The sequence below is a fragment of the Candidatus Pelagibacter sp. FZCC0015 genome (genome assembly GCF_007833635.1).
Lineage (GTDB): Bacteria > Pseudomonadota > Alphaproteobacteria > Pelagibacterales > Pelagibacteraceae > Pelagibacter.
In genome coordinates this window covers 251,909-277,469 of sequence record NZ_CP031125.1, presented here as the reverse complement: position 1 = coordinate 277,469, position 25,561 = coordinate 251,909, and the positions used below count along the sequence as shown (strand labels likewise).

Annotated in this window: 27 protein-coding genes and 1 tRNA gene; 20 read left to right on the top strand and 8 right to left on the bottom strand. The window is 29.2% G+C overall.

Going from position 1 to position 25,561, the window contains the following annotated elements; genetic code table 11:
- Positions 1-2: 2 nt before the first annotated feature.
- The 14 genes from DT059_RS01450 to DT059_RS01385 all read left to right on the top strand — a co-directional run bounded on the left by DT059_RS01450 (position 3) and on the right by DT059_RS01385 (position 13,722).
- Positions 3-728, top strand: coding sequence for a YebC/PmpR family DNA-binding transcriptional regulator (locus DT059_RS01450; RefSeq protein WP_145596144.1), 726 nt, complete (start codon positions 3-5; stop codon positions 726-728).
- Positions 728-1,222, top strand: coding sequence for a crossover junction endodeoxyribonuclease RuvC (locus DT059_RS01445; protein ID WP_145596142.1), 495 nt, complete (start codon positions 728-730; stop codon positions 1,220-1,222). The genes DT059_RS01450 and DT059_RS01445 overlap by 1 nt, the downstream gene beginning before the upstream one ends.
- Before the next feature lie 53 nt (positions 1,223-1,275).
- Positions 1,276-1,950: a protein TolQ gene (tolQ, locus tag DT059_RS01440; RefSeq protein WP_072090921.1), complete on the top strand. Its 675-nt coding sequence runs from the start codon at positions 1,276-1,278 to the stop codon at positions 1,948-1,950.
- A 3-nt stretch (positions 1,951-1,953) separates the two neighbouring features.
- On the top strand, positions 1,954-2,370 hold the full coding sequence (gene tolR / locus DT059_RS01435; RefSeq protein WP_075484955.1) for a protein TolR: 417 nt from the start codon (positions 1,954-1,956) through the stop codon (positions 2,368-2,370).
- A gap of 5 nt (positions 2,371-2,375) precedes the next feature.
- Positions 2,376-3,239 (top strand): DUF1002 domain-containing protein, encoded by an 864-nt coding sequence (locus DT059_RS01430; protein WP_145596134.1) that lies wholly within the window; start codon positions 2,376-2,378, stop codon positions 3,237-3,239.
- Between the two features lie 9 nt (positions 3,240-3,248).
- Positions 3,249-4,589: a Tol-Pal system beta propeller repeat protein TolB gene (gene tolB / locus DT059_RS01425; RefSeq protein ID WP_145596132.1), complete on the top strand. Its 1,341-nt coding sequence runs from the start codon at positions 3,249-3,251 to the stop codon at positions 4,587-4,589.
- A 98-nt stretch (positions 4,590-4,687) separates the two neighbouring features.
- Positions 4,688-5,176 (top strand): peptidoglycan-associated lipoprotein Pal, encoded by a 489-nt coding sequence (pal, locus tag DT059_RS01420; RefSeq protein ID WP_102133214.1) that lies wholly within the window; start codon positions 4,688-4,690, stop codon positions 5,174-5,176.
- Positions 5,177-5,259: 83 nt separating this feature from the next.
- Complete coding sequence (ybgF, locus tag DT059_RS01415; protein ID WP_145596130.1) at positions 5,260-6,267, top strand: tol-pal system protein YbgF; 1,008 nt, start codon at positions 5,260-5,262, stop codon at positions 6,265-6,267.
- Entirely contained in the window at positions 6,227-7,255 is a 1,029-nt protein-coding gene (tilS, locus tag DT059_RS01410) for a tRNA lysidine(34) synthetase TilS (protein WP_145596129.1), read from the top strand. The genes ybgF and tilS overlap by 41 nt, the downstream gene beginning before the upstream one ends.
- Positions 7,256-7,318: 63 nt before the next feature.
- A complete protein-coding gene (ftsH, locus tag DT059_RS01405; RefSeq protein WP_145596127.1) occupies positions 7,319-9,226 on the top strand; it encodes an ATP-dependent zinc metalloprotease FtsH in 1,908 nt (635 codons plus the stop codon).
- A 6-nt stretch (positions 9,227-9,232) separates the two neighbouring features.
- On the top strand, positions 9,233-10,285 hold the full coding sequence (folP, locus tag DT059_RS01400) for a dihydropteroate synthase (RefSeq protein WP_145596126.1): 1,053 nt from the start codon (positions 9,233-9,235) through the stop codon (positions 10,283-10,285).
- On the top strand, positions 10,285-11,616 hold the full coding sequence (gene glmM / locus DT059_RS01395; RefSeq protein WP_145596125.1) for a phosphoglucosamine mutase: 1,332 nt from the start codon (positions 10,285-10,287) through the stop codon (positions 11,614-11,616). Before folP ends, glmM begins: the two co-directional genes overlap by 1 nt.
- 1 nt (position 11,617) lies before the next feature.
- Positions 11,618-12,430: a bifunctional hydroxymethylpyrimidine kinase/phosphomethylpyrimidine kinase gene (gene thiD, locus DT059_RS01390; protein WP_145596123.1), complete on the top strand. Its 813-nt coding sequence runs from the start codon at positions 11,618-11,620 to the stop codon at positions 12,428-12,430.
- Positions 12,430-13,722 carry an adenylosuccinate synthase gene (locus DT059_RS01385; protein ID WP_145596122.1) on the top strand — a complete coding sequence of 431 codons (1,293 nt, stop codon included), beginning with the start codon at positions 12,430-12,432 and terminating at the stop codon, positions 13,720-13,722. The genes thiD and DT059_RS01385 overlap by 1 nt, the downstream gene beginning before the upstream one ends.
- On the opposite strand, the gene rpoH is transcribed toward DT059_RS01385, so the two are convergent.
- Both rpoH and DT059_RS01375 read right to left on the bottom strand, forming a co-directional pair.
- Entirely contained in the window at positions 13,719-14,600 is an 882-nt protein-coding gene (rpoH, locus tag DT059_RS01380; RefSeq protein WP_080675012.1) for an RNA polymerase sigma factor RpoH, read from the bottom strand. The two genes, DT059_RS01385 and rpoH, sit on opposite strands and share 4 nt — an antisense overlap.
- A gap of 53 nt (positions 14,601-14,653) precedes the next feature.
- Positions 14,654-15,634, bottom strand: a complete 981-nt coding sequence (locus DT059_RS01375; RefSeq protein WP_145596120.1) for an RluA family pseudouridine synthase — start codon at positions 15,632-15,634, stop codon at positions 14,654-14,656.
- A 23-nt stretch (positions 15,635-15,657) separates the two neighbouring features.
- On the opposite strand from DT059_RS01375, the gene DT059_RS01370 reads away from it, so the two are divergent.
- Positions 15,658-15,734 (top strand) — tRNA-Arg (locus DT059_RS01370).
- Positions 15,735-15,763: 29 nt separating this feature from the next.
- Here DT059_RS01370 and DT059_RS01365 read toward each other — a convergent pair.
- On the bottom strand, positions 15,764-16,375 hold the full coding sequence (locus DT059_RS01365) for a hypothetical protein (RefSeq protein ID WP_145596119.1): 612 nt from the start codon (positions 16,373-16,375) through the stop codon (positions 15,764-15,766).
- On the opposite strand from DT059_RS01365, the gene DT059_RS01360 reads away from it, so the two are divergent.
- A complete protein-coding gene (locus tag DT059_RS01360) occupies positions 16,358-17,284 on the top strand; it encodes a hypothetical protein (RefSeq protein ID WP_145596117.1) in 927 nt (308 codons plus the stop codon). The two genes, DT059_RS01365 and DT059_RS01360, sit on opposite strands and share 18 nt — an antisense overlap.
- Before the next feature lie 14 nt (positions 17,285-17,298).
- On the opposite strand, the gene DT059_RS01355 is transcribed toward DT059_RS01360, so the two are convergent.
- The 3 genes from DT059_RS01355 to DT059_RS01345 are packed head-to-tail and all read right to left on the bottom strand — an operon-like array spanning position 17,299 to position 19,747.
- Complete coding sequence (locus DT059_RS01355; RefSeq protein ID WP_145596116.1) at positions 17,299-18,090, bottom strand: ABC transporter permease; 792 nt, start codon at positions 18,088-18,090, stop codon at positions 17,299-17,301.
- A gap of 2 nt (positions 18,091-18,092) precedes the next feature.
- On the bottom strand, positions 18,093-18,815 hold the full coding sequence (locus tag DT059_RS01350) for an ABC transporter ATP-binding protein (RefSeq protein ID WP_145596114.1): 723 nt from the start codon (positions 18,813-18,815) through the stop codon (positions 18,093-18,095).
- Complete coding sequence (locus tag DT059_RS01345) at positions 18,815-19,747, bottom strand: L-threonylcarbamoyladenylate synthase (RefSeq protein WP_145596113.1); 933 nt, start codon at positions 19,745-19,747, stop codon at positions 18,815-18,817. Before DT059_RS01345 ends, DT059_RS01350 begins: the two co-directional genes overlap by 1 nt.
- Positions 19,748-19,767: 20 nt before the next feature.
- On the opposite strand from DT059_RS01345, the gene DT059_RS01340 reads away from it, so the two are divergent.
- The 3 genes from DT059_RS01340 to dxs are packed head-to-tail and all read left to right on the top strand — an operon-like array spanning position 19,768 to position 22,785.
- Positions 19,768-20,016, top strand: a complete 249-nt coding sequence (locus tag DT059_RS01340) for a DUF3450 domain-containing protein (protein ID WP_145596111.1) — start codon at positions 19,768-19,770, stop codon at positions 20,014-20,016.
- Positions 20,000-20,872: a polyprenyl synthetase family protein gene (locus tag DT059_RS01335; RefSeq protein ID WP_145596110.1), complete on the top strand. Its 873-nt coding sequence runs from the start codon at positions 20,000-20,002 to the stop codon at positions 20,870-20,872. The genes DT059_RS01340 and DT059_RS01335 overlap by 17 nt, the downstream gene beginning before the upstream one ends.
- A complete protein-coding gene (gene dxs, locus DT059_RS01330) occupies positions 20,869-22,785 on the top strand; it encodes a 1-deoxy-D-xylulose-5-phosphate synthase (protein WP_145596109.1) in 1,917 nt (638 codons plus the stop codon). The genes DT059_RS01335 and dxs overlap by 4 nt, the downstream gene beginning before the upstream one ends.
- A gap of 6 nt (positions 22,786-22,791) precedes the next feature.
- Here the strand turns inward: dxs and aroC are convergent, their stop codons facing one another.
- On the bottom strand, positions 22,792-23,874 hold the full coding sequence (aroC, locus tag DT059_RS01325) for a chorismate synthase (protein WP_145596107.1): 1,083 nt from the start codon (positions 23,872-23,874) through the stop codon (positions 22,792-22,794).
- Positions 23,875-23,907: 33 nt separating this feature from the next.
- Here aroC and pdxH point away from each other — a divergent pair, with 33 nt between their 5' ends.
- A complete protein-coding gene (pdxH, locus tag DT059_RS01320) occupies positions 23,908-24,534 on the top strand; it encodes a pyridoxamine 5'-phosphate oxidase (RefSeq protein ID WP_145596106.1) in 627 nt (208 codons plus the stop codon).
- Here the strand turns inward: pdxH and DT059_RS01315 are convergent.
- Positions 24,531-25,544: a polyprenyl synthetase family protein gene (locus tag DT059_RS01315; RefSeq protein ID WP_145596104.1), complete on the bottom strand. Its 1,014-nt coding sequence runs from the start codon at positions 25,542-25,544 to the stop codon at positions 24,531-24,533. The genes pdxH and DT059_RS01315 overlap by 4 nt on opposite strands.
- Positions 25,545-25,561 lie beyond the last annotated feature (17 nt).

Sequence of the window (25,561 nt, the reverse complement as noted above, 5' to 3'; positions counted from 1 at the left end):
TCATGGCAGGACATTCACATTGGGCAGGAATAAAACATAAAAAAGGTAAGGCTGATAAGCAAAGATCAAAGATATTTTCAAAATTATCTAAAGAGATTACTGTTGCAGCAAAACTTGGTGACAAAGATCCAGCAATGAACCCTAGACTAAGATCTGCAGTACAGGCTGCTAGATCTGCAAATATGCCTAAAGATAATATTGAAAGAGCAATAGATAAATCGTCTGCAGCTACAGGAGCAAATTTTGAAAATTTAAGATACGAGGGGTTTGGACCAGAAAAGATTGCTGTTATAGTTGAAACTTTAACAGACAACAAAAATAGGACCGCATCAAATATTAGAAATATTTTTCAAAAAAGTGGTGGGAGTTTAGGAACTCAAGGTTCAGCATCTCACAATTTTCAACAATTGGGTATAATCAAAATTGATAAAAAAGAGATATCTGATGAAAAAATTTTAGATTTAGCGATTGAATCAGGAGCTGATGAATGTTTTTCTTATGAGGATTATCATGAGGTTCAGTGTCAAATGAGCGAAATATATAATGTAAAAAAAAATCTTGAGAAAATTATTGCGAATTTTATTTCTACAGAAATTGAATGGTTCCCATTAAATAGTGTTGAGGTAAATAAAGAAAATAAAGATAATGTTGTAGATTTTTTAGAAACTCTTGAGGAAGATGACGATGTTCAGAACGTTTATTCAAACGTTAATTTAGGAGGTATTTAATGATGATTATTGGAATTGATCCAGGCATCTCAGGTTCAATCTGTTTTTTTCAAGATGGTATAATAAAAGACGTAATTGAAATGCCAACCATGACAGATGGTAAGAAGAATAAAAGACAAGTAAATGGTGCTCAAATATTTAATGAAATTAGTGAAAGGATAAACAAATTTGATAAAAAAAACATAAAAGTTGTAATTGAACAAGTTTCTGCAATGCCTGGACAAGGCGTTACTAGCATGTTTAATTTTGGTCAATCTTTTGGTATTTTAAAAGGAATATGCAGCGCAATGCATTTACCTGTTTATTATGTTAGGCCTGCAAAGTGGAAAAAATATTTTAACCTTATTAATTCAGAAAAAGATGCGAGCAGAACAAGAGCTATTGAAATTTTTCCATATTTTTCATCACAATTGTCAAAAAAAAAAGATAACAACAAGGCAGATGCTATTCTAATAGCTAGTTTTTTCTACGAAACTTATCAAAAAGAAGAATAATCAATTTAAATTAAAAGACAAAATCATGACACATTTACGTGTGATGAGTAAGTATGGAAGCAGATATAGCAGCAAAAGCAGTTGAATTAGGAACAAATACTGATTTTTCATTATTCAGTTTATTTTTTAGAGCAGACATAATTGTTAAGTCTGTAATGATTATATTAATATTGTGCTCAATATATTCTTGGGCTGTAATTATTGAAAAGTTTCGTTTATTTAAAAAAATAACCAAATCTTCAGAAGAATTTGAAGAAAAATTTTGGAATTCTAAATCTGCCGAAACTTTTTACAATAGTTTACCTAGTAAACTTGAGGATCCAATGTCACTTGTGTTTCAAGATGCAATGGAAGGTTTACTTAAAAAAAAAACAAGAACTAACATTAGTGAAAGAATGAGCGCTTCTCTAGAAGCTGGAATTGAAAAACAAATGACAAAAATTGAAAAAGGTTTTACTTTTTTGGCAACAGTAGGTTCAACAGCACCATTTATTGGTTTGTTTGGAACTGTTTGGGGAATTATGAATTCTTTTCAATCTATAGCTATTTCAAGAAACACAAGTCTTGCGATAGTTGCGCCGGGGATAGCTGAAGCTTTATTTGCAACTGCTCTTGGTTTGTTGGCTGCAATACCAGCAGTAGTTGCTTACAACAAATTTAATAATGACTCTAAAAAATATTCTGAAAAATTAGAAAACTTCTCTAAAAGATTTTTAACTATAATCTAAAAAATGGCTTTTAAATTAAATCGTTCTTCTAAAGAACCTATGAGTGAAATAAATGTTACTCCATTCGTTGATGTTATGTTGGTATTATTAATTATATTTATGGTAACAGCACCATTATTAACGGTAGGTGTTCAAGTTGATTTACCAGAAAGTTCGGCAGACTCTTTACCTGAAGAAACAGAACCTTTAACGTTGTCAATTAACGCAAAAGGTGAAATTTTTATTCAAGAAGCAAAAGTTGAATACGATAATATTATTGCAAAAGTTTTAGCAGTTTCAAAAAATAGAACTGATACCAGAATTTATGTTAGAGGTGATAAAACTATAAATTATGGGAGAGTTTTAGAAATAATGGGATTACTATCAGGATCTGGTTTTACTAAAGTAGCATTGATTTCAGAACCGTATAAACAAAGGTAATTAAAGTGAATAGAAGTTTAATTATTTCTTCTGTTTTGCATGCTTTGTTAATTTTTATTACAGCTATGAGCTTACCTTTTTTGGCAAAGAAACCACTTGATATTCCACCAATCGTATCGGTTGAGTTAATTCAAATAGCAGAAAAAACCAATATTCCATTTGCACCTAAGGCTAAAAAAATAATTGAGAAAGTAAAAGAGAAAGAAAAAAAACTTGTTTCAGAGCAAGCTCCACCAAAAAAAGTAGAAAAAACGAAAACAAAAACTGTTCTGGCTCCTGATCAAAATAATAAAAAAATAGAGAATGAAACACCCGAGGCAATTCCACTTCCAGATAAAACTTTAAAAAAGGTTGAAACAAAAGAGGAAAAAAAACAAAATCCTGAAAAAGTAGATAATGAAGTTAAACAAGTATCAGAATTTGAAAAAAAAGATTTGTTTGATCCAAATAATATTGCTGCTTTAATTGATAAATCAAAAGAAGAGAGTGCGGAAGTTTTAAAAACTAAAGATGACATCACTCAAGATCAAGTGAGAAATGTAGAAAATGTAGGTCTTTCATTAAGTGAGGAAGATGCTCTGAAGGCGCAAATATTTGGATGCTGGAGTATACCTTTAGGATTACCATATAATGAAAATTTATTGGTAAGAATAAAATTAAAATTAAAACCTGATGGAACAGTTTCAAAAACTGAAATTTTGGATCATGCAAGGATGAATAAACCAGGTCAAGGATTTTATAAGGTTTTAGCAGAAAGTGCTTTGAGAGCTGTAAAGTTATGCCAACCATTAAGAGTTCCAACGACTGGATATGAAAGATGGAAAGAATTACAATTAAATTTTGATGCAAGAGAGATGTTAGAAGGGTAGTATATTTAAATGATAAAAAAAATTTTAATTTTATTATTTATATTAATACCTATCAAAGCAAATGCTTTAATAGAAGTTGATATAACTAGGGGAAATTTAAATCCACTTCCTTTAGCAGTCTCCCCCTTGTCAATTGATGAAGAATCTAGAAAAGGTTTTCAAAAAATACTTAAAAAAGAAAATATTGGTTCTGAAATATCAAATATTGTTGAGAACAATTTAAGGATTTCAGGATTATTCAACCCTCTTGATAAAAAGGCTTTTTTACAAGCTCCTGATATTGCAAATTTAAAACCAAGATTTGAAGATTGGAATTTAATTAAAGCTCAAGCACTTATTACAGGCAAAGTAAATTATGTTGACGATAAATTAAGAGTTGAGTTTCGATTATGGGACGTTTTGGCTGCTAAAGAAATGATGGCTTTAGCTTTTACCACAGTTCCTAGCAATTGGAGAAGAGTAGGGCATATTATTTCTGATAAGGTTTACGAAAGGCTGACTGGAGAAAAAGGTTATTTTGATACAAGAATAATTTATGTCTCAGAAGAAGGACCAAAAACACAAAGAATAAAAAAATTAGCAATCATGGATCAAGACGGAGCTAACAATAAATTTTTGACTTTAGGGAATGAGTTAGTTTTAACACCACGATTTAATCCAGCAAGTCAAATGGTAACCTATTTGTCTTACTTTAAAAATATGCCAAGGGTTTATTTGTTAGATATAGAAACTGGTACACAAGAGGTAGTTGGAGATTTTCCTGGAATGACGTTTGCACCACGTTTTTCACCTGATGGTAAAAAAATAATTATGAGTTTTGCTAAAGATGGAAAGTCAGATATTTACACTATGGATTTAGAAAATAGAATTGTAGAAAAAATTACCAATCATCCATCAATTGATACTTCTCCGTCTTATTCTCCTGATGGAAAATATATTACATTTAATTCTGATAGAAGTGGTTATCAGCAAATTTATGTAATGAAGAATGATGGAAGTGATGTAAAAAGAATTTCTTTTGGTAACGGTTTATACGGAACACCTGTATGGTCTCCAAGAGGAGATTTAATTGCATTTACAAAATTACATAAAGGAAAATTTTATATAGGGGTAATGAGAACCGATGGTAGTGGTGAAAGGCTGTTAACTGAAAATTATTATCAAGAAGCACCATCTTGGTCTCCGAATGGGAGGGTATTAATATTTTATAGAGAGACAAAAACTAACTCCAAAGGAGAAGGCTTTTCAGCAAAATTGTGGTCTATAGATTTAACTGGTTATAATGAGAGGCAAATAAAGACACCAACAGATGCTTCTGACCCATCATGGTCATCTTTATTAAGTAATTAAGAGATTAATTTTTGTAAATTTCTTGATTTTTATACTTGAAACCTCTATTTAGTTGTGAAAAAGTTAAGAAATTGAAATTAGCAGCAAGGAGCAATTTAATGAGATTAAACAAAATTTTAAAAAACACACTTTTAGTGTTAATGGCTTGTTTAGCACTTACAGCCTGTGCAACAAAAAAAGAAGTTTCAAATGTTCAAGGTCAAATGCAAGGTGATGTTTACACTGGAACAGATACGGTTGAATATCTTGCAGACGGTGTTCCAGACAGAGTATTCTTTGCAACAAACGAGTCTATTTTAACAACAGCTTCAAGAGAAACTTTAAGAGCACAAGCTGGTTGGTTAAGAAAAAATCCAAGCATCAATGTAGTGCTTGAAGGACACGCTGATGAAAGAGGAACTAGAGAATATAACTTAGCGCTTGGTGAAAGAAGAGCTAACGCAGCTAAAGATTATTTAATGACTTATGGTATTTCATCTGACAGAATAACTGTTTTAAGTTATGGTAAAGAGAGACCAGTTGATTCTGGTTCAAACCCATTAGCTTGGTCAAAAAACAGAAGATCAGTAACTGTTAAAGCAAATTAATAATTTAAAATTTAAGACCCTAAAACCTTTATTGGATTTAGGGTCTTTTTTTTGCCATTTTTATAATCATAAATCTAATTTAAATGATACTCATATTTAAATTAGTAATTTTAAAATTATTTTTAATCTTAAATTTCGTTTTTATTAATATTTCTTTTGCAGATAACCATAATATTTATGAAACATTAGAAATAATAAAAAATGATCTTAAAACTCTTGAAAGAGCGGTTTATTCTGGATCTATAGAAGTGAAAGCAAGTACTAATGATAGTTCAGTTTCAAACTTGGACCAAAACTCAGAAGATGTTTTAACTAGACATCTATTAAAATTGTCAGAAGTTGAGGATCAGTTTAGAGAACTTACTAATAAATTTGAAGAAATAAATTTTAAGTTGGATAAATTATCTACCCGTGTTTCAAAAATTCAAGCAGATAACCAAATAAGATTTCAAGATATAGAGACAAACATTAGCTCTGGAAATATAAGTAGCGTAGAAAATCAATTAAGCTCAAAACCTAAGACTGATGAACAAAAAGTTTTACCTGGTAGTTCTCAGCCCCAAGATTTAGGAACAATTTCATATAAAGATACAGAGACAAACGAAACTTCACAACAAATTCAATCTGTTGATACTACAGCTTCAATTGTAACAGAAACTTTTCAATCTGAAGAAAAAATACTTCCTCAAGATTTAAACCCTGTGGAGCAATATGAATTTGCAACAAGTTTTTTAAAAGTTGGAGACTACAGTACAGCGGAAAGAGCTTTTAGAGAATTTGTTCTATCTAACCCTGATCATGAGTTAGCGGGTAGTGCACAATACTGGTATGCAGAAACATTCAGAATTAGACAATTATACACAGATGCAGCTTCTGCTTATTTAGAAGGTTACCAAAAATATCCTAAAGGAAAAAAAGCTCCAATTAATCTATTAAAACTTGGAGTATCAATGGTTCAAATTGGTGAAAAAGACCAAGGATGTAAAATGATAAATGGTGTAGAATTACAATATCCTAATGCAAATCAGTCTGTAATACAAAAAGCAAAATATGAGTCCAAAAAATTTGAATGCATCAAACAAGACTCATAAGTTTTTATTAAATCAATTAAAAGATAAACAAACTTCTAAAATTTACAAAAAATTTGAAAAAAATCTTAAATTAAAAGAAGATTTTATAGTTGCGGTTTCTGGTGGACCAGACAGTCTAGCTTTATGTTTTTTATCAAAAATTTATTCGATTAAAAAAGATCTAAAAGTAAAATATTTGCATGTTGATCATAAACTTAGAAATAATTCAACAAAAGAGGCAAAATTTTTAAAATTGCTTCTAAAAAAATTGTCTACTAATCTTGAGATTTTAACCTGGGTTGGAAAAAAACCAAAAAGCAACATCCAATCTATTGCAAGAGATAAAAGATATGCACTGATTATCAATAAGGCAAAAAAATTAAAAATAAATAATATTTTATTAGGTCATCATAACGATGATTTAATAGAGAATTTTTTTATTAGAATTTTAAGAGGCAGTGGTTTAAATGGTATGGTGTCATTTGATCAAAGAACCAACTTATCAAATATTAATTTGATAAGGCCTTTGTTAAAATTTTCTAAAAAAAATTTAGAACATACTACTAAAAAAGTTTTTAAAAATTATGTTGAAGATCCCTCGAATAAAAATGATGAATTTAAAAGAGTAAAAATTAGAAATTTTATAAAAAACTTGGAATTAGAGGGATTGGATAATGATAAATTTAATCTAACGATTAAAAATTTAAAATTTGCCAACGAGTCAATCAAATACTTTGTAGAAAAAAATTTAAAAGACAATTCAACAATTACAAATATTAATAAGTTTGTTATTTTGAATAAAAATTTTTTTCTTCAACCAGAAGAAGTAGTTTTCAGGTCTCTAACAGAAGTGTTAAAAGCTGTTGGTAAAAAATACTACCCAGTACGAGGAAAAAAAATTGATAACTTAATTTATAGAATTAAAAATGATAACTCATTTATGACCACTTTAGGAAACTGTGTAATAAAAAAGGTTAATAACTCAGTTTTAGTATCAAAAGAGCGTTAAAGTTGATGAAATAACTGATATTTTGCCACTTGTTAATTTAATAATAATTCTTATTTTAAACTCATGAATTTAAAAAATCTGGCAATGTGGGGAATTATAGTTTTTTTAACTATAGGTCTTTATAACATGTTTAAAAATCCTCAGTCTAATATCAGAGGTGGAAATCAAATAATATTTTCAGATTTTTTAAATTCAGTTGAAAATGGTGAGGTTCTAAAAGTTGAGATCCAAGGAAATAACATTAAAGGTGTTTATTCAAATGGAAATTCTTTTTCAACCTATGCTCCTAATGATCCAAATCTAATAGAAAAATTATCAGATAAAGGTGTAAGTATTTCAGCAGCACCTCTAGAGGAAAAAATGCCTTCGTTGTTTGGTGTGCTCTTATCATGGTTTCCTATGTTACTGCTTATTGCAGTATGGATTTTCTTTATGAGACAAATGCAAGGTGGAAAAGGTGGAGCGATGGGTTTTGGGAAATCAAAAGCAAAAATGATGAACGAACTAAAAGGCAAAGTTACGTTTAACGATGTTGCTGGTGTAGAGGAAGCTAAAGAAGAAGTAGAAGAAATAGTAGAATTTTTAAAAGATCCAAAAAAATTTAGCAGGTTAGGTGGAAAAATTCCAAGAGGTGCTTTGCTTGTTGGTCCTCCAGGTACAGGTAAAACTTTATTAGCTAGAGCTATTGCAGGTGAAGCGGGTGTTCCATTCTTCACAATTTCAGGTTCTGATTTTGTAGAGATGTTCGTTGGAGTAGGGGCCTCTAGAGTAAGGGATATGTTTGAGCAGGGTAAAAAAAATTCTCCATGTATAATTTTTATTGATGAAATTGATGCTGTTGGAAGAAGTAGAGGAGCTGGTTTAGGTGGTGGAAATGATGAAAGAGAACAAACATTAAATCAGTTATTAGTTGAAATGGATGGTTTTGACACTAATGAAGGTGTTATTATTATTGCTGCAACAAACAGACCAGATGTGCTTGATCCGGCTTTATTGCGACCAGGAAGATTTGATAGACAGGTAGTGGTTTCAAACCCAGACATTATTGGAAGAGAAAAAATCTTAAAAGTTCATGTGAAAAAAATAAAAATGGCACCAGATGTCAATTTAAGAACAATAGCAAGAGGAACACCAGGTTTTTCAGGAGCTGATCTTGCAAATCTTGTTAATGAAGCAGCTTTGTTAGCAGCAAGAAAAAATAAAAGAATTGTAACATTATTAGAATTCGAAGAAGCAAAAGATAAAGTAATGATGGGTGCTGAAAGACGTTCAATGGTTATGACTGAAGATGAGAAAAAACTTACAGCATATCATGAAGGAGGTCATGCTTTAGTATCGTTCAATATGCCAAGCTATGATCCAATACATAAAGCAACTATTATACCAAGAGGAAGAGCACTTGGAATGGTGATGAATTTACCAGAGAGAGATAAGCATGGTTACTCAATAAAATATTTAAAAGCAAGATTGGCAGTTTGTTTTGGAGGAAGAGTTGCTGAAGAATTAATTTTTGGAAAAGACAATATATCTACAGGCGCAGGTGGTGGAAGTGGTTCAGATATTAACCAAGCTACACAACTTGCAAGAGCCATGGTGACAAAATATGGTATGAGCGAGGAAATGGGCCCAGTGGAATATGGAGAAAATCAAGAGGAAGTGTTTTTAGGAAGATCGGTTACGCAAACTCAATCTGTTTCAGAGGAAGTTGCTCAAAAAATTGATAAAGAAATAAGAAAACTTGTTGATGAAGGATATAACCAAGCTAAGAAAATTTTGACAGAAAAAATAGATGACTTACATAAAATCGCTAAAGCCTTAATAACATACGAAACATTAACTGGTGAAGAAATAGAGAATATAATTAATAAAAATTTATATCCTAAAGATAAAGTTTTAGATAATCCAGAAATAAAAGATGATCAAGACTCAGCCCTGGGTGCTATGGGTTTGAAACCTAAAATTGTTCATTAATAAATAATGCAAAGATATTACACAAGAGCGTGTAATTTTTACTTTGGAAATCAATCAAAAATTTTAGTAAATAAAAAAAAATCCATTCCGTTACATCAGATTAAAGAAATATCTTTTGACCATGTTGAGATTATTACAAGAAAAAATATAAGAAGAATTTCTATAAATCAAGTCAAGAAATTACCAATTAACTTAAAAAAAAAAATAAATGCTGATATTAAAAAAATAAATTCAAAAAAAACAAATTTTTCTAATTTTAATTTTAAAAAAATTCCAAATATTTTAGGAGTATTAAATCTTACACCTGACAGTTTTTCAGACGGAGGAAAATTTAATAAAAAAAATAAGGGTATCACTCATGCTATTAGTTTGTTCAAAAGTGGTGCATCTATAATAGATGTTGGTGGAGAGTCTACAAGACCAGGATCGAAGCCTGTAAATGAAAAGCAAGAATGGAATAGAATTAATAAGATATTAAAATTAATTGTAAAAAAAATACCAATATCTTTAGACACAAGAAAGTCTAGAATTATGGAAAATGGTATTAGGATGGGAGTTAAACTGATTAATGATGTTTCAGGGTTAAGTTATGATCCCAATACAATAAGCATTATAAAAAAGTATAAAATTCCATTTGTAATACAGCATTCAGTTGGAACACCAGAAAATATGCAAAAGAAGGCGAAATATAAAAATGAATTATTAGATATATATGATTATTTTGAAGATAAGATTAAGTTAATAAGGTCCAAGGGTATTAAACACAATAATATAATTTTAGATCCTGGAATTGGATTTGGAAAAAATTTGAAACATAATATGAATCTTATAAGAGGTGTTTCTATTTTTCATTCATTAGGTTTTCCTATACTAGTAGGGAATTCAAGAAAAAGATTTATTAAAGATATATCAAAAAAAAATGATAGCAAAACAAGGATCGGTGGAACTATGGCCTCTTCAATATATCTTTTAATGCAAGGAATTCAGATTTTAAGAATTCATGATGTTAATGAAGTTAAGCAAGGAATTAAAGTTTTTAACGAAATAGTCAAAAATTAATGACAAAAAAATATTTTGGAACAGATGGAATAAGAGGAGCAGTCAATAGTAAATATATTAATGGAGATATGTTCTTTAAATTTGGACTTGCTAGCGGAACATACTTTAAATCACAAAAAAAAAGAAAACAAACAGCAATAATTGCAAAAGATACTAGATTGTCAGGATATACACTTGAACCAGCTCTTGTTTCAGGTTTAGCTTCAGCTGGCATGCATGTTTATACTCTAGGACCCTTACCAACTAATGGGTTGGCTATGCTTACAAAAGAAATGAAGGCTAATATGGGTATAATGATCACTGCCTCTCACAATCCACATTTTGACAATGGTTTAAAATTGTTTGGTCCTGATGGAATGAAATTATCAGATAAAATAGAAAAAAAAATTGAGGGGCTTATAGATAAGAAAATCTCAAAAAACCTTTCGCATTCTGAAAAATTAGGAAGAGTTAAAAGATTAGAAACAGGTACCAAAAAATATATTAAAATATTAAAAAAAAATTTCACTAAAGAATTCAATTTAAGAGGACTAAGAATAGTAATCGATTGCGCAAATGGTGCTGGTTATAAGGCAGGTCCTGAATTATTGAAATCATTAGGAGCTAAAGTCATAGCAATAGGTGTTAAACCAAACGGTTTAAATATTAATAAAAATTGTGGATCAACTTTTCCAAGAAAAATTAGATCTGCTGTAAAAAAATATAAGGCACATATTGGAATATCATTAGATGGAGATGCTGACAGAATTATAATGTGTGATGAAAAAAGTAATATAATAGATGGAGATCAAATTATAGCTGCTTTAGCAACAAGATGGAAAAATAAAAAAATGTTAAAAGGGGGAGTTGTTGGAACATTAATGTCAAATTATGGGTTAGAAAAATATTTTAAATCAAAAGGAATAAAATTTTTAAGGGCAAATGTTGGAGATAGATATGTTAAAGAAAAAATGCAGAAATATAATTTTAATTTAGGTGGTGAACAATCAGGACATATTATTTTAGGTAAATTTGCAACCACAGGAGATGGCTTGCTAGTAGCTTTAGAAGCTCTTTTTGCTTTAAGAAAAGGAAAAAAGGCAAGTGAATTTTTTGATCAATTTAAGAAAACACCTCAGCATTTAAAAAATATCGAGGTTAAAGATAAAAATATAATTAATAAACCGGAGATAAAAAAAATCATAAAAAATGCAGATAAATTAATCAAAGGTAATGGAAGAATTTTAGTTAGAAAATCAGGAACAGAATCTAAAATAAGAGTAATGGGAGAAAGTGAAAATAAAGATCTTTTATATAAATGCGTGAACATGATTACGAAAAAAATTAAATAAATTGAAACCTAATTCTAAAATTTTAATTATTGCAGGATCTGATTCATCTGGTGGAGCAGGTATTCAAGCTGATATAAAAACTGTTACTGCTCTAGGTTCTTATGCAATGACAGCAATAACAGCAGTTACTTCTCAAAATACCACTGGTGTAAAATCAATTGTTGGAATTAATCCGAAAGAAATTTTTAATCAAATTATTTATAGTTGCAAAGATATAAAACCTGATGCAATAAAAATTGGTATGCTACATTCTTCAGAGGTTATTAGAATGGTACTGAAAGCTCTAGATGTAATTAAAGTTAAAAAAATCGTATTAGATCCAGTTATGGTTGCTAAAGGAGGGGCTAAACTAATAGATACTAAAGCTATTCAATTACTAAAATTAAAATTAATTAAAAAGGTATCACTAATTACCCCCAATATTCCAGAGGCAGAAATTTTGACTAAAACAACAATTAAAACAAAAGAGGATATGATTTTTGCTGCTAATAAACTTATAGAATTAGGAGCTAAAAATGTACTTATAAAAGGTGGTCATTTAAAACATAAAAATGTAATAGATATTTTAATAAACAAAAAAGACATAAAGATCTTCAAAAGCGAGCGTCACAAAACAAAGAATACTCATGGGACAGGTTGTACATTATCTAGCTCAGTTACAACTTTTTTATCATGTGGAAAAACAGTAAAGAAATCTTGTGAGCTTGGAATTAAATATGTAAATTCTGCAATTAAATCAAACCCGAAATATGGAAAAGGTCATGGCCCAATTAACCATCTCACTTCCTTAAAAGTAAACAGAAAATTTAAATAATGAAAAATATAGTCGTTGTTGGATCTCAATGGGGTGACGAAGGTAAAGGAAAAATTGTTGATTGGTTATCTGAACAGGCTGATGTAGTAATAAGGTTTCAAGGAGGTCATAATGCTGGCCATACTTTAGTGATTGATGGTGTTACTTATAAATTGAGATTATTACCATCTGGAATAGTTAGAAAAGGCAAAATATCAATTATTGGCAACGGAGTTGTTGTAGATCCATGGGCTCTATTAGAGGAAATAGAAGAAATAAAATCTAAAGGCGTAGAAGTAAATGTAAATAATTTTATTATTTCTGAGTCCGCAAATTTAATTTTGCCTTTTCATAGAGAAATGGATGAGATTAGAGAGGATGCAGCAGGAAAAAGCAAAATAGGAACTACAAGACGTGGAATTGGACCAGCATATGAGGATAAAGTTGGAAGAAGATCTATAAGAGTTATGGATCTAAGATCTGAAAAAAATTTAGATCAAAGACTTGACTCTGTACTAGTTCATCATAATGCAATTAGAAAAGGCCTAGGAAAAAAAATTTTTGAAAAAGATCAGCTTAAATCTGACTTGCTTAAAATAGCACACAAAATATTAGAATTTTCTCAGCCAGTTTGGCTAAAGATTGATCAATTTAAAAAACAAAAAAAGAGAATTTTATTCGAAGGAGCCCAGGGTATTTTGCTTGATGTTGATCATGGAACTTATCCTTTTGTAACTTCATCTAATACTGTTGCCTCAAGCGCAGCTACAGGAACTGGTTGTGGCCCTAATTCGATTAATTATGTTCTTGGAATTACAAAAGCTTATACAACAAGAGTTGGGGAAGGTCCTTTTCCTACCGAGTTAACAGATGATATCGGTGAACTTTTAGGAACACGTGGAAAAGAATTTGGAACTGTTACAAGTAGAAAAAGAAGATGTGGATGGTTTGACGGTGTTTTGGTAAGGCAAACTATTAAAGTTTCAGGGATTGATGGTATCGCTTTAACGAAATTAGATGTGCTCGATGAATTAGATGAAATTAAAATGTGTGTTGCTTATGAGCTTGATGGTAAAAGATTAGATTATTTACCCGCTGCTGTAGAAGATCAAATAAAAATAAAACCAATTTATGAAACTTTTCCAGGTTGGAAAGTTTCTACAAATGGAGTTAAAAATCTGGATTCATTACCTGAAAATGCAAAAAAATATATTTTTGCTGTTGAAGATTTTATTGGTGCAAAAGTATCAAGTGTCTCAACTAGCCCAGAAAGAGATGATACTATTTTAATCGAAAACCCTTTTGAAGTTTAGTTTGCAGGTAAAAGATTTTTTGATTTAGCTAAAAGAAGCATATGCTTTTGGAGTTTTTCAAATGCTTTATTTTCTATTTGTCTAACTCTTTCTCTGCTAATTTTATATTTTTTACTTAAATCTTCTAGTGTAGTTGGGTCATCATTTAGTCTTCTTGAGTATAAAATTTCTCTTTCTCTATCGTTAAGAACTTTAATAGAGTCTTTTAATAAATCTTTTCTTTGTTCCATTTCCTCGTGGTGAGCAAATTTTAAGTCATGATCAAGTTCTTTATCAACCAACCAGTCTTGCCATTCATCGCCATCTTCTCCAACTTGAGCATTTAGCGAGAACTCCTTCCCAGAAAGTCTTCTATTCATTGAAACGACTTCTTCTTTACTTACATCGAGCTTATTAGCTATATGATCAACGTGTTCATCTCTTAAGTCACCTTCAGTTTCTGGAGAAATTTGATTTTTAATTTTCTTTAGATTAAAAAATAATTTTTTTTGAGCAGTAGTAGTTCCAATTTTGACAAGACTCCAAGATCTTAAAATATATTCTTGAATAGAAGCCTTAATCCACCACATTGCATAAGTTGCCAATCTAAAACCTTTTTCTGGTTCAAATTTCTTAACAGCTTGCATAAGACCTACATTTCCCTCTGAAATCATTTCATTAATAGGCAAACCATATCCTTTGTAGCCCATAGCAATCTTTGCAACTAATCTTAAGTGACTAGTGACTAGTTTTTCTGCAGCTTTAATATTACCAGTCGTTTTCCAATTTTTCGCTAACATATATTCCTCTTCTGCAGCTAACATCGGAAATTTTTTAATCTGCTCTAAATATGCTGATAGTCCACCCTCATTAGAAAGGGTTGGCAGATTATTGCTCATTGTTGTACTCATAGAACTGTTTATTTAATTAATTATACCTAATTTTCAATAATTTATTCTTCAGTGTTTCTAAGCATTTTAAGAATATTATTTAGATCTTTTGGCAAAAGTGAGGAAAAAATCATCTCTTTTTTAGTACGAGGATGTATAAATCCCAATGTTTTTGCATGCAGGAATTGTCTATTTAATTTAGTAATTGAATTTTGAATATCTAAATTAATATTTTTTAATTTTTTATATTTTTTTTTATATTTATCATCTCCAACTAGACTATTACCTTTATAATTCATATGGACTCTTATCTGATGTGTTCTTCCTGTTTCTAATTTACATTCAACTAAACTTAAAGTTGGTGTTTTCTGATTTTCAAAAATTTCAAGTGTTTTATAATTTGTTATCGCTTTCTTGCCTTTAGAGGTACTAACTTCCATAAGTTGTCTATTTTTTGAACTACGAGTTATAAATGTTTCAATCCTTCCTGAAGATGGTCTTAATTTTCCCCATATTAAAAGTTGGTACTCTCTTATAATTGTATGATCACTAAATTGTTTTGATAAATTTTCATGAGTTTGATTGTTTTTTGCTATTACAACTAAACCAGATGTGTTTTTATCAATTCTATGAACAATTCCAGGTCTTAACTCGTCACCTATATTTGACAAAGAATCTTTATCATAATACATCAATGCATTAACAATTGTTTTATCATAATTTCCAGCTCCTGGATGCATGATTATTCCGGCAGGTTTATTAATTACTAGTAGATCATCATCTTCGTATATTATTTCTAATTTAAATTTGTAAGGTTTAAGGGATGCTATTTCAGGATCTGGGATCTTAAGGCTTATAGTATCACCAATTGAGACTTTTTTTGACGGACTTTTAATTATTTTATTATTTAGTGTTAATTTTTCTTTTAAAATTAAATTTTTAATTCTAGTTCTACTAATTAATTCTTCTCTTTTGTTAATTAAAACATCAACCCTTAAATTCTTCTCATCCTCTTTAACTATAAAATTAATGTTTTTTTCCATAAAATATAATACTAATACTATATGCGCTTGTAGCTCAACTGGATAGAGCGCCTGACTTCGGATCAGGAGGTTCTGGGTTCGACTCCTAGCAGGCGCACCAAATCTTCAGTTCTTGAATTTATAAATTTATCAATTTTTATCAATATCTAGTAACCTAATTAATCTTTCAACAAACATTATACGGGGTATATTTAATAAAAAAAATCTAGTATCAGGTAAACTTTTTAAAAAAAATTTTTCAGTATTATTGATTAAATAATCTTGATTAGTAAGTTTTATTTTAAATAATTTTAGTACTATAAAAAATATTTTTTTTTCAAAATTTTTTTCAATAATTTTTGGAAATGAAATAATATTTACTTTTTTATCTAATAATGACTTTAAAATTAAACTTCTGTAAAAAAAAACTATTCTACTTAAACTAAAATAATTAGGTATAAATGTTGATATTAAGTATAGTTGATCACAGTTAACACTTAGATATTTTATGAAATTATAGTATTTATCTGTATATTCATTTATGTAATTTTTATTTTTATATAAAATCTCACGATGAAAGCCAGAAGCTATAATAATATCAAATTTTTCAATATTTCTTAGATCCCATAATTTTCGGAATCCACAAAATTTAATTTCATCATTTGAAAACTTTTTTTTAAATGTATTTTTGATGATATAACTAGAGCCAATAATCAATATTTTTCGCATATATTTATTTATAGCATGAAAATTATAACTCATTCCATAATTGGTTCTGGCTTAAGTGCATTTGTAAGAGATCAAATTTCAAAAAATTCAATAATATTTACTCCAAAAAAAAAACAAAATCTAAATATAACAAGAAGTAAAAATTTTTATGAATTGAATATTTTAGGCGGAAATACAAATATTTGGGGCGGTTATATAAATCTAAAAAGGCACAAATATTTATACAAAAAAAAAAAATATTTTAATTTTTTTAAAAATTCAAAAAAACTTAAAATAAGATCTTTATTTAATAGCGATAAATTTGAACAAACATATTATCTTAGTGAATTTAAGGCAGATAAGATTTTTAGAATAAACAAAAAAACTTTTAATAATAAAATTTGTTTTAAATCTATAGATAAATTTTATACTTCTAAAAATTTAATATTTTTAATTAGTGGTAAAAAAATATTTAAAACAAAAAAATTAAGTATATGTGTTGGAAATTTAAATTTAATTAAACTTCTATTTAATTCAAAATATATTAATAAAAAAGACATAATTACTTATGATGATGGAGGTGTAAATTATAGTTTAAATATTTTTAAAAATAAAAGTTTTTTTTATTATATACCTATGGGAATCAAGGATACTTTTACAAAACTTTTTTTTAAAAAAACAATTAATTATGATACCAAAATCTCTTCATTTTTTTTATTACAAAAATTTTCCAAGAGTAAGAAAAAATATAAATATACTGTTGAACATATTTTAAAATTTCAATCGAATAAAATAAGATTTTTTTTGTCTCACCATGTTGCTAATCTTAGAATAAATAATATTCCAATTGAGAAATTTTGTATAAATATATCTAAAAATATCTCTGTTCATAGCAGCGGTGTTTGCAAAAAATATTATGGTGGTCCTATTAGTCAAGACTTAATTTTTAATGCATTAAAATAAAATATAAATTTTTTTCACTCACCCATATTAATTAGCGTCCCTTTTTCTCTGGCTTTATCAAATGAGTAATAAAAAATATATATTGATAAAATAAGATAAAATCCATTAAGATATATTGCATTTAAAATGTTTGCATAATTTACTATTCCATTAATTAAAATGTTTCTTGTTTCTTCAAAAATATAAACTAATGGCAATGCGTAAGCGATTGATTGAAATATTTCTGGTAATGTTTCAACTGGATAGTATATACAACCAAACGGTGCCAATAAAAACATAGTTGACCATGCAATATTCTCGAAAGATGGTCCAAATCTCAATAATCCTGCAGAAACAAGTAAACCCAGTGTTATTCCAAATAGGTAAAGACTCAAAAAAAGAAAAGCTAAAGGAAGACCAAGTTTTAATAAAGAGATACCAAATAATGGAGAAGTTAATAATATTGCGGGGATTAATCCAATTAATGCTCTGATTAAAGCTGTGAAAATTAGAGAAACAATTATTTCACTAATTTTTATTGGGGCGATAAACAGATTCGTAAAATTTCTACTCCAAATTTCCTCTAAAAATAACATGTTAAACCCAATACTGGTTCTAAATAAAAAATCATAAAGAATTGCACATGAAAGAATAACTCCTACAGCACCACTGTAATAAGAGCTATGAGCTGCAAAAAAATTAGAAATAAATCCCCAAAGAGTAATTTGAATTGAAGGCCAATAAATTAAATCTAATATTCTTGGAAATGATTTTGTTATTAAATAAAAGTGTCTTAAAAAAAGACCGTAAATTCTAATTAAATTCATTTTTATTTTCTCACAATTTCTAAAAATACTTCCTCTAAATTTCGTCTTCCATATTTATTTATTAAATCTTCAGGAGTTCCTCTATCCACTATTAAACCGTCTTTCATCATTAAAACAGAACTACATAATCTTTTTACTTCTTCCATATTATGAGAGGCAAGCAAAACTGATATTTTTTTTTCCTTTTTGTAATCCTCTAAAAAAGATCTTACAAAATCTCCAGTTTCAGGATCTAAAGAAGCAGTGGGTTCATCCAATAAAAGTACCGTTGGATCATTTATTAAAGCTTTAGCAAGACTTACCCTATTTTTTTGTCCGGAAGAAAGTTCCCCAGTAATTTTGTTTAAAAGGTCTTTTAATCTAAGTTTATTTGCTAGGTGATCTATTCGATCATTTAAATTTTGAATGTTATATAATTTTCCATAAACAATTAAATTTTGTTTAACTTTAAGTTTTTTAGGTAATTCAATATATGGTGAAATAAAATTCATTTTATGAAGAAGTGAGATTTTATTTTTTTCAATATTTTCTCCGTTGATTAAAACCTTGCCACTACTTGGTTTTAATAATCCTAAAATCATTCCAATAGTTGTAGTTTTTCCACATCCATTAGGTCCCAATAAACCAACCATTTCATTTTCATTAATTTTAAAATTTATATTAGTTACCGCTTCTTTATCTTTATATTTTTTTGATATATTGATTACTTCAATAGAATTTGTCATTAATATTTAGAGGCTCTCTTTAATCTATCGTTAATTGTTTTGCCAAGACCTTTGTTTGGTATCGTTTCAACTGCAATCTTTTTAAAACCATCGTTTTTAATTTTTCTTAAAGTTGAATATAAATTCTTTGTAGCTTCCTTTATATTTTTTACTTTAGATAAATAATAATAGTTTTTTAATTTTGATTTTCTTTTTTTTATTAATAAATAAGCCTCATCTTTTTTTGGTTTTTTAACATTGACTCTTAAAGGTATCCCTGGTGAGTAATGCAGAGGAAATAAACCAGGTGATAATTTTTTTTTTGAATTTGTATTAATTAATAATTTTATTTTTAAAACATTTTCAATTTTTTTTGTATCCAAGCCTCCATATCTTAAAAGTGAAGGCTTTCCTAAAAGATTTAATATTGTGGACTCAACTCCAATTTTACTTTTTCCTCCATTTAAAATATATTTTATTTTTGTACCAAATTCTTCTTTTACATCAGACGGTTTAACGGAACTTAATCTTGAAGATATATTTGCACTGGGTGCCGCTACTGGATAATCTAAATTTTTTAATAAATTTCTTAACAATTTATGTTTAGGAAAACGTACGGCAATACTTTTTTTATTATTAGTGACAAATTTTGATATTTTTGAGTTATTTTTTAATTTCAAAACAAAAGTTATTGGACCTGGAGAAAATTTTTTGTAAAGTTTTATTAGATTATCATTTATATCACAGTCATCTTTAAGTCTTTGAATATCGTAATAATGGACAATAAGAGGATTGTTTAATGGTCTTTTTTTAAGACTAAATATTTTCTTAACTGCACTATTCGAGTAAGCGTTTGCAGCCAATCCATAAACGGTCTCTGTTGGTACCGCAACACAATGATTATTATCTAAATATTTTTTTGCTTTTTTGATATTTGATTGAATAGATTTCATGTATTAATAATTATTATTATATGAAAGATAAAATATTACCACTTGATTATGATCAGTATTCAGTTGAGGAGCTTACGGAAAAAGCAAATAACATAATAGAGTCTCTAGAGAAGGAAAATGATTTAAACAATTCAGTTGACAGTTATCAAGAACTTCTAAAATTAAATAATATTATTGAAAAGAAATTTCATAAAAATTTTAAATCTATTGGGGAAGAGACAAATAAAAAGATTAAAGAGATAACTAAAAAAAATGAAAAAACAGCTTAACAAAATAGCTAAGGATACAAATAGTTTCCTTAAAAAATATGTTAATTCACAGAAATATTCTCAGCTAATGCCACCCATGAAGTATGGTTTGTTTCCAGGTGGAAAAAAAATAAGATCTAAAATCTTAATCGACTTAGGGTCATTATTTTCAATAGATTATAAAACATTAATAATAGTTGGTTCGGCGGTTGAATGTATTCATGCTTATTCTCTTATTCATGATGATCTACCCTGCATGGATGATGATGATATAAGAAGAGGAAAACCTTCAGCTCACATTAAATTTGGTGAGTCTACAGCAGTTCTAGCAGGAAATTCATTACTGACTTTAGCTTTTGAAATTTTATCAAGTCCTAAATTGAAATTAAATGAAAAGATAAAGATCAACCTAATCAAAAAATTATCAGAATGTTCAGGACATTTAGGAATAGCTGGCGGGCAATATTTAGATTTAAGTTATGAGAGAAAGAAAATATCAAGGAATAAAATATTAGAAATGGAAATAAAAAAAACTGGAATGTTATTTAGTTTTTGTTGTGCGGCTCCAGCAATAATTAAGAAAAAAACAATCCAAGAAATTAAATTTTTTGAAAATATTGGATCAAAAATTGGTCTATTATTCCAAATAGCTGATGATTTAATTGATCTAAAAAGTAATTCTAAGGAAGCTGGAAAAAAAACAGGAAAAGATCAAAAAAAAGGCAAGGCAACACTTATAAATTTAATAGGCTATGATGACTCACTTAAGTATTGTGATAAGATAATTAAAGATATTAATAAGAATTTAAGAAAATATGGTTTAAGAACTGTAAATATAAATGAAACATTAAGCTATATATTGAATAGAAAAAAATGAAAAAAAATTATCAATTTTTAAATAATATCAACTTTCCATCTGATTTAAGAAAAGTTTCTGAAGAAAATTTACAAAAAGTAGCAGATGAGGTGAGGGAGGAAATGATAAGCGCTGTTTCAGAAACAGGAGGTCACCTTGGTGCTGGTTTGGGAGTGGTTGAATTGACAGTTGCACTTCATTATGTTTTTGATACCCCAAATGATAAATTAATATGGGATGTTGGCCATCAATCTTACCCACATAAAATTTTAACTGGAAGAAAAGATAAAATTAGAACTTTACGACAGGGCGATGGTTTATCAGGTTTTACAAAAAGATCTGAAAGTGAGTATGACCCATTTGGAGCAGCACATAGTTCAACATCTATTTCATCTGCATTAGGAATTGCAGAGGCAAATAAATTAGAAAACAAGTCTTCCAATGTAATAGCTGTAATAGGTGATGGAGCAATTAGCGCAGGTATGGCTTATGAAGCCATGAATAATGCTGGTGCATCTAAAACAAAAATAATTGTTATTTTAAATGATAACGATATGTCAATTGCAAAACCAGTTGGAGCAATGAGAACTTACTTGGCAAAATTATTTACTGGTAAAATATATTTTAGTCTTAGAGAAACTTTAAAGTTAATTACATCTGCATTTTCAAAAAGATTTAGTGCTAAAGCAGGAAAAGCAGAGGATTTTTTCCGTTCAGCAGTTACTGGAGGTACATTGTTTAGTTCGCTTGGTTTTTATTATGCAGGTCCTATAGATGGTCATGATTTATCAAGCCTAGTTCCAATTTTAAAAAACGCAAAAGAATCAAGACATGAGGGTCCTATAATGATTCATATCAAAACTCAAAAAGGAAAAGGTTATTCTTATGCAGAAAAAGCAAATGATCATTATCATGGAGTGTCAAAGTTTAATGTTGAGACTGGCGAACAAGTAAAGAGCAAATCAAACCTTCCAGCTTATACAAAAGTATTTGCAAACACGTTAGTTAAACATGCAAAAAAAGATAGCAAAATAGTAGGAATAACAGCAGCGATGCCAGGGGGGACTGGTATGGATATTTTTGGAAAGGAGTTTCCAAATAGAATGTTTGATGTAGGAATAGCAGAACAACATGCTGTAACTTTTGCAGCCGGTCTAGCTACAGAAGGATACAAACCATATGCTGCAATTTATTCTACATTTTTACAGAGAGCATATGATCAAGTTGTCCACGATGTTGCCATCCAAAGTTTACCAGTCAGATTCGCGATAGATAGAGCAGGATTAGTTGGTGCTGATGGATCAACACATGCTGGTTCATTTGATATAACTTATTTATCAACTTTGCCTAACTTTGTAGTAATGGCAGCAAGTGATGAAGCTGAACTAGTTAAAATGATTAATACTTCAGTAGATATAAATGATAGACCTTCTGCAATTAGATATCCAAGAGGAACTGGAGTAGGTGTTGATCTCCCATCAATAGACGAAAAAATTGAAATTGGTAAAGGGAGAGTTGTTCAACAAGGGACACAAGTTTGTATTTTAAATCTCGGTACTCGACTTGAAGAGTGCAAGTTAGCTGCAGAGGAATTAAAAGCAAAAGGAGTTTCAACAACTTTGATAGACGCCAGATTTGCTAAGCCTTTAGACGAAGAACTTATACTAAAATCTGCTAAGGAACATGAGCTTATGATAACTATTGAAGAGGGATCAATAGGTGGTTTTAGTTCTCATGTTAAAAATTTATTAGCTGAGAGAGGAGTATTTGATAAAGGTTTAAAATTTAGATCACTGACTTTACCAGATGAATTCATTGAACAAGATGATCCAAAAAAAATGTACGATAAAGCTGGATTAAACAGTTCTCAAATTTCTAAGAAAATTGCTGATATTTTGTTTCAAAAGGAAACAATAAGAGTTGTGAAAAATTAATTTCGGCTAACTACATTGGGCTTTATTCATTAAGTAGTGGTCAAGTAAAACACAGTTCATCATAGCTTCACCAATTGGTACAGCTCTAATACCTACACAAGGATCATGTCTACCTTTAACAGATATTGAAGTATTTTTCCCAAATTTATTTATAGTTTTTCTACTAGTTAAAATTGACGATGTTGGTTTTACAGCAAAAGATGCAATAATTTCTTGGCCCGTAGAAATTCCACCAAGAATTCCACCTGCTTTATTTGAATTGAATTTTAATTTATTTCCTTTTGAAGAAATTTCATCTGAATTTTGTTCTCCACTTAATTGTGCTGAGTTCATTCCTGCTCCAATATTTACACCCTTAACTGCATTAATACTCATTAGACCTGAAGCTATGTCAGTATCCAATTTTGAGTAAATTGGAGCACCTAAACCAACCGGGATACCTCTTGCTCTTATTTCAATCACTGCTCCACATGAGGATCCTGATTTTCTTACACCAAGCAAATATTTTTCCCATAATTTAATCATTGATTTATCTGGACAAAAAAATGGATTTTTTGAAATTATTTTATCGTTCCATTGATTTGTATCACATCCAAGAATTCCTAGCTGAGTTACTGCACCAATTACTTTAAATTTTTTACCTAATTTTTTTTGAAGTACAACTTTTGCTATTGCACCGGCTGCAACTCTTGCTGCAGTTTCTCTAGCAGAAGATCTACCACCACCTCTATAGTCTCTAATTCCATATTTTTTAAAATAAGTAAAGTCTGCATGACCTGGTCTGAACTTATCTTTAATATTACTATAATCTTTGGATCTCATATCTTTGTTGTAGATTATGAGAGAAATAGGTGTTCCTGTAGTTTTACCCTCAAATACTCCTGACAATATTTGAACTTTGTCATCCTCTTTTCTCTGAGTTGTAAATTTAGATTGTCCTGGTTTTCTTTTGTCTAATTCTATTTGAATATCTTGCTCTTTAAGATTTATATTTGGAGGACAACCATCAACAATACAACCAATTGCAGGTCCATGTGACTCTCCCCAAGTTGTGAAACGAAATAGCTTTCCAAAAGTATTAAATGACATTATTTATATTATATAGATTATTTTGTTTAAATTATGAATCAAAAAAACTCTTTAGGTCTTAATAGTTGTTTTCTTGATATAGATGATCCAATTCATTTATTTCATGAATGGATGGAGGAAGCAAAGAAAACTGAACCAAATGATCCAAACGCTGTTGCTTTGGCTACATCAGATAAAAACAACATTCCTTCAGTTAGAATGGTTTTACTTAAAGATTTCAACAAAGATGGATTTGTATTTTATACAAATTTAAATAGTCAAAAGGGAAATGAATTAAAAGAAAATCCGTATGCTGCGATGTGTTTCCATTGGAAAAGTCTCCTAAGACAAATAAGAATTAATGGAAAGGTGTCATTAGTTTCTGATCATGTTGCAGATGAATATTATTCATCTAGAGCGTATGAAAGTCGGATAGGAGCATGGGCTTCTAAGCAAAGTGAAGAATTAAATTCGCGAGAACAACTGTTAAAATCTATAAAAGATTACAAAATAAAATATAGCAACAAATCAGATGTACCAAGACCAAGTTACTGGTCTGGATGGATTTTATCTCCAGATAGTATTGAATTTTGGCTAGATGGTGAGAACAGAATCCACGAGAGATTAAAATACAATAAAGATAACTCTGGGAAGTGGATAAAGTCTTTATTAAGTCCTTAAAAATTTCTTGATAAACTAAATGATGTTAATCTTTTAAGAATATTTTTTTCTTCAGAGTCTGTAAATACACTTAGAGAGTTTGAGGCTAAATTTATATAGTGTTGAGCTTTTTGATAGCATTCTTGAATTATTTTATACTTATTTATAAGAGCAATAATTTCATTAAAGTCATCTTTAGTTCTTAACTCTTTTTTAAACATATTTGATAAAATTTTCTTTTCATCATTTCCTAATTTTTGAAAAAGTAAAATTATTGGTAAGGTAATTTTTCCTTCAAAAAAATCTTGACCAATTTTTTTACCAAATAGTTTAAGCTCAGCATTATAGTCTAGTGTGTCGTCTGCTATTTGAAAAGTTAATCCCAAGTTTCTTCCATAAAATTCTAAAGCTTCTTTTTCTTTATTTTCTGCATCAGATAAAATTGCACCAACTTTAGTTGCTGCTGCAAATAACTCTGCAGTTTTAGCTGTGATTATTTTTAAATATGTTTCTTCCAGCATATCAACTTCACCTTGGTGCTGAAGTTGTAGAACTTCTCCTTGAGCAATTTTAGATGAAGTGGACGATAATAATTTTAAAACTTCTAGGTTTCCGTCTTCTACCATCATTTCAAAACATCTACTCAATAGATAATCTCCTATTAAAACTGACGAATGATTATCCCAAACTTTGTTTAAAGTTTCTTTACCTCTTCTAACAGTGCCTTCATCAATTACATCATCATGCATCAACGTTGCGCTGTGAATTAATTCAACACACGCAGCTAGATTTATATCTCTAGAGCCTTTAGAGTAACCACATAATTTTGCACTACCCAATGTTAGTAAAGCTCTTAGTCTTTTTCCTCCAGTTTCTATGTGATAATCTGTCATTTTTTGAACCAGCTGTACGTCACTAGATAATTTTGATTTTATTTTTTCTTCGGTTAAAACTAGTTTTTCTTCAACCGAGTCCTTAAGCTGAAAATATGAATCATTTATCTGATTTTTAAGCTGTACAACTGTTCCCATAACATTTTTAAATTAGT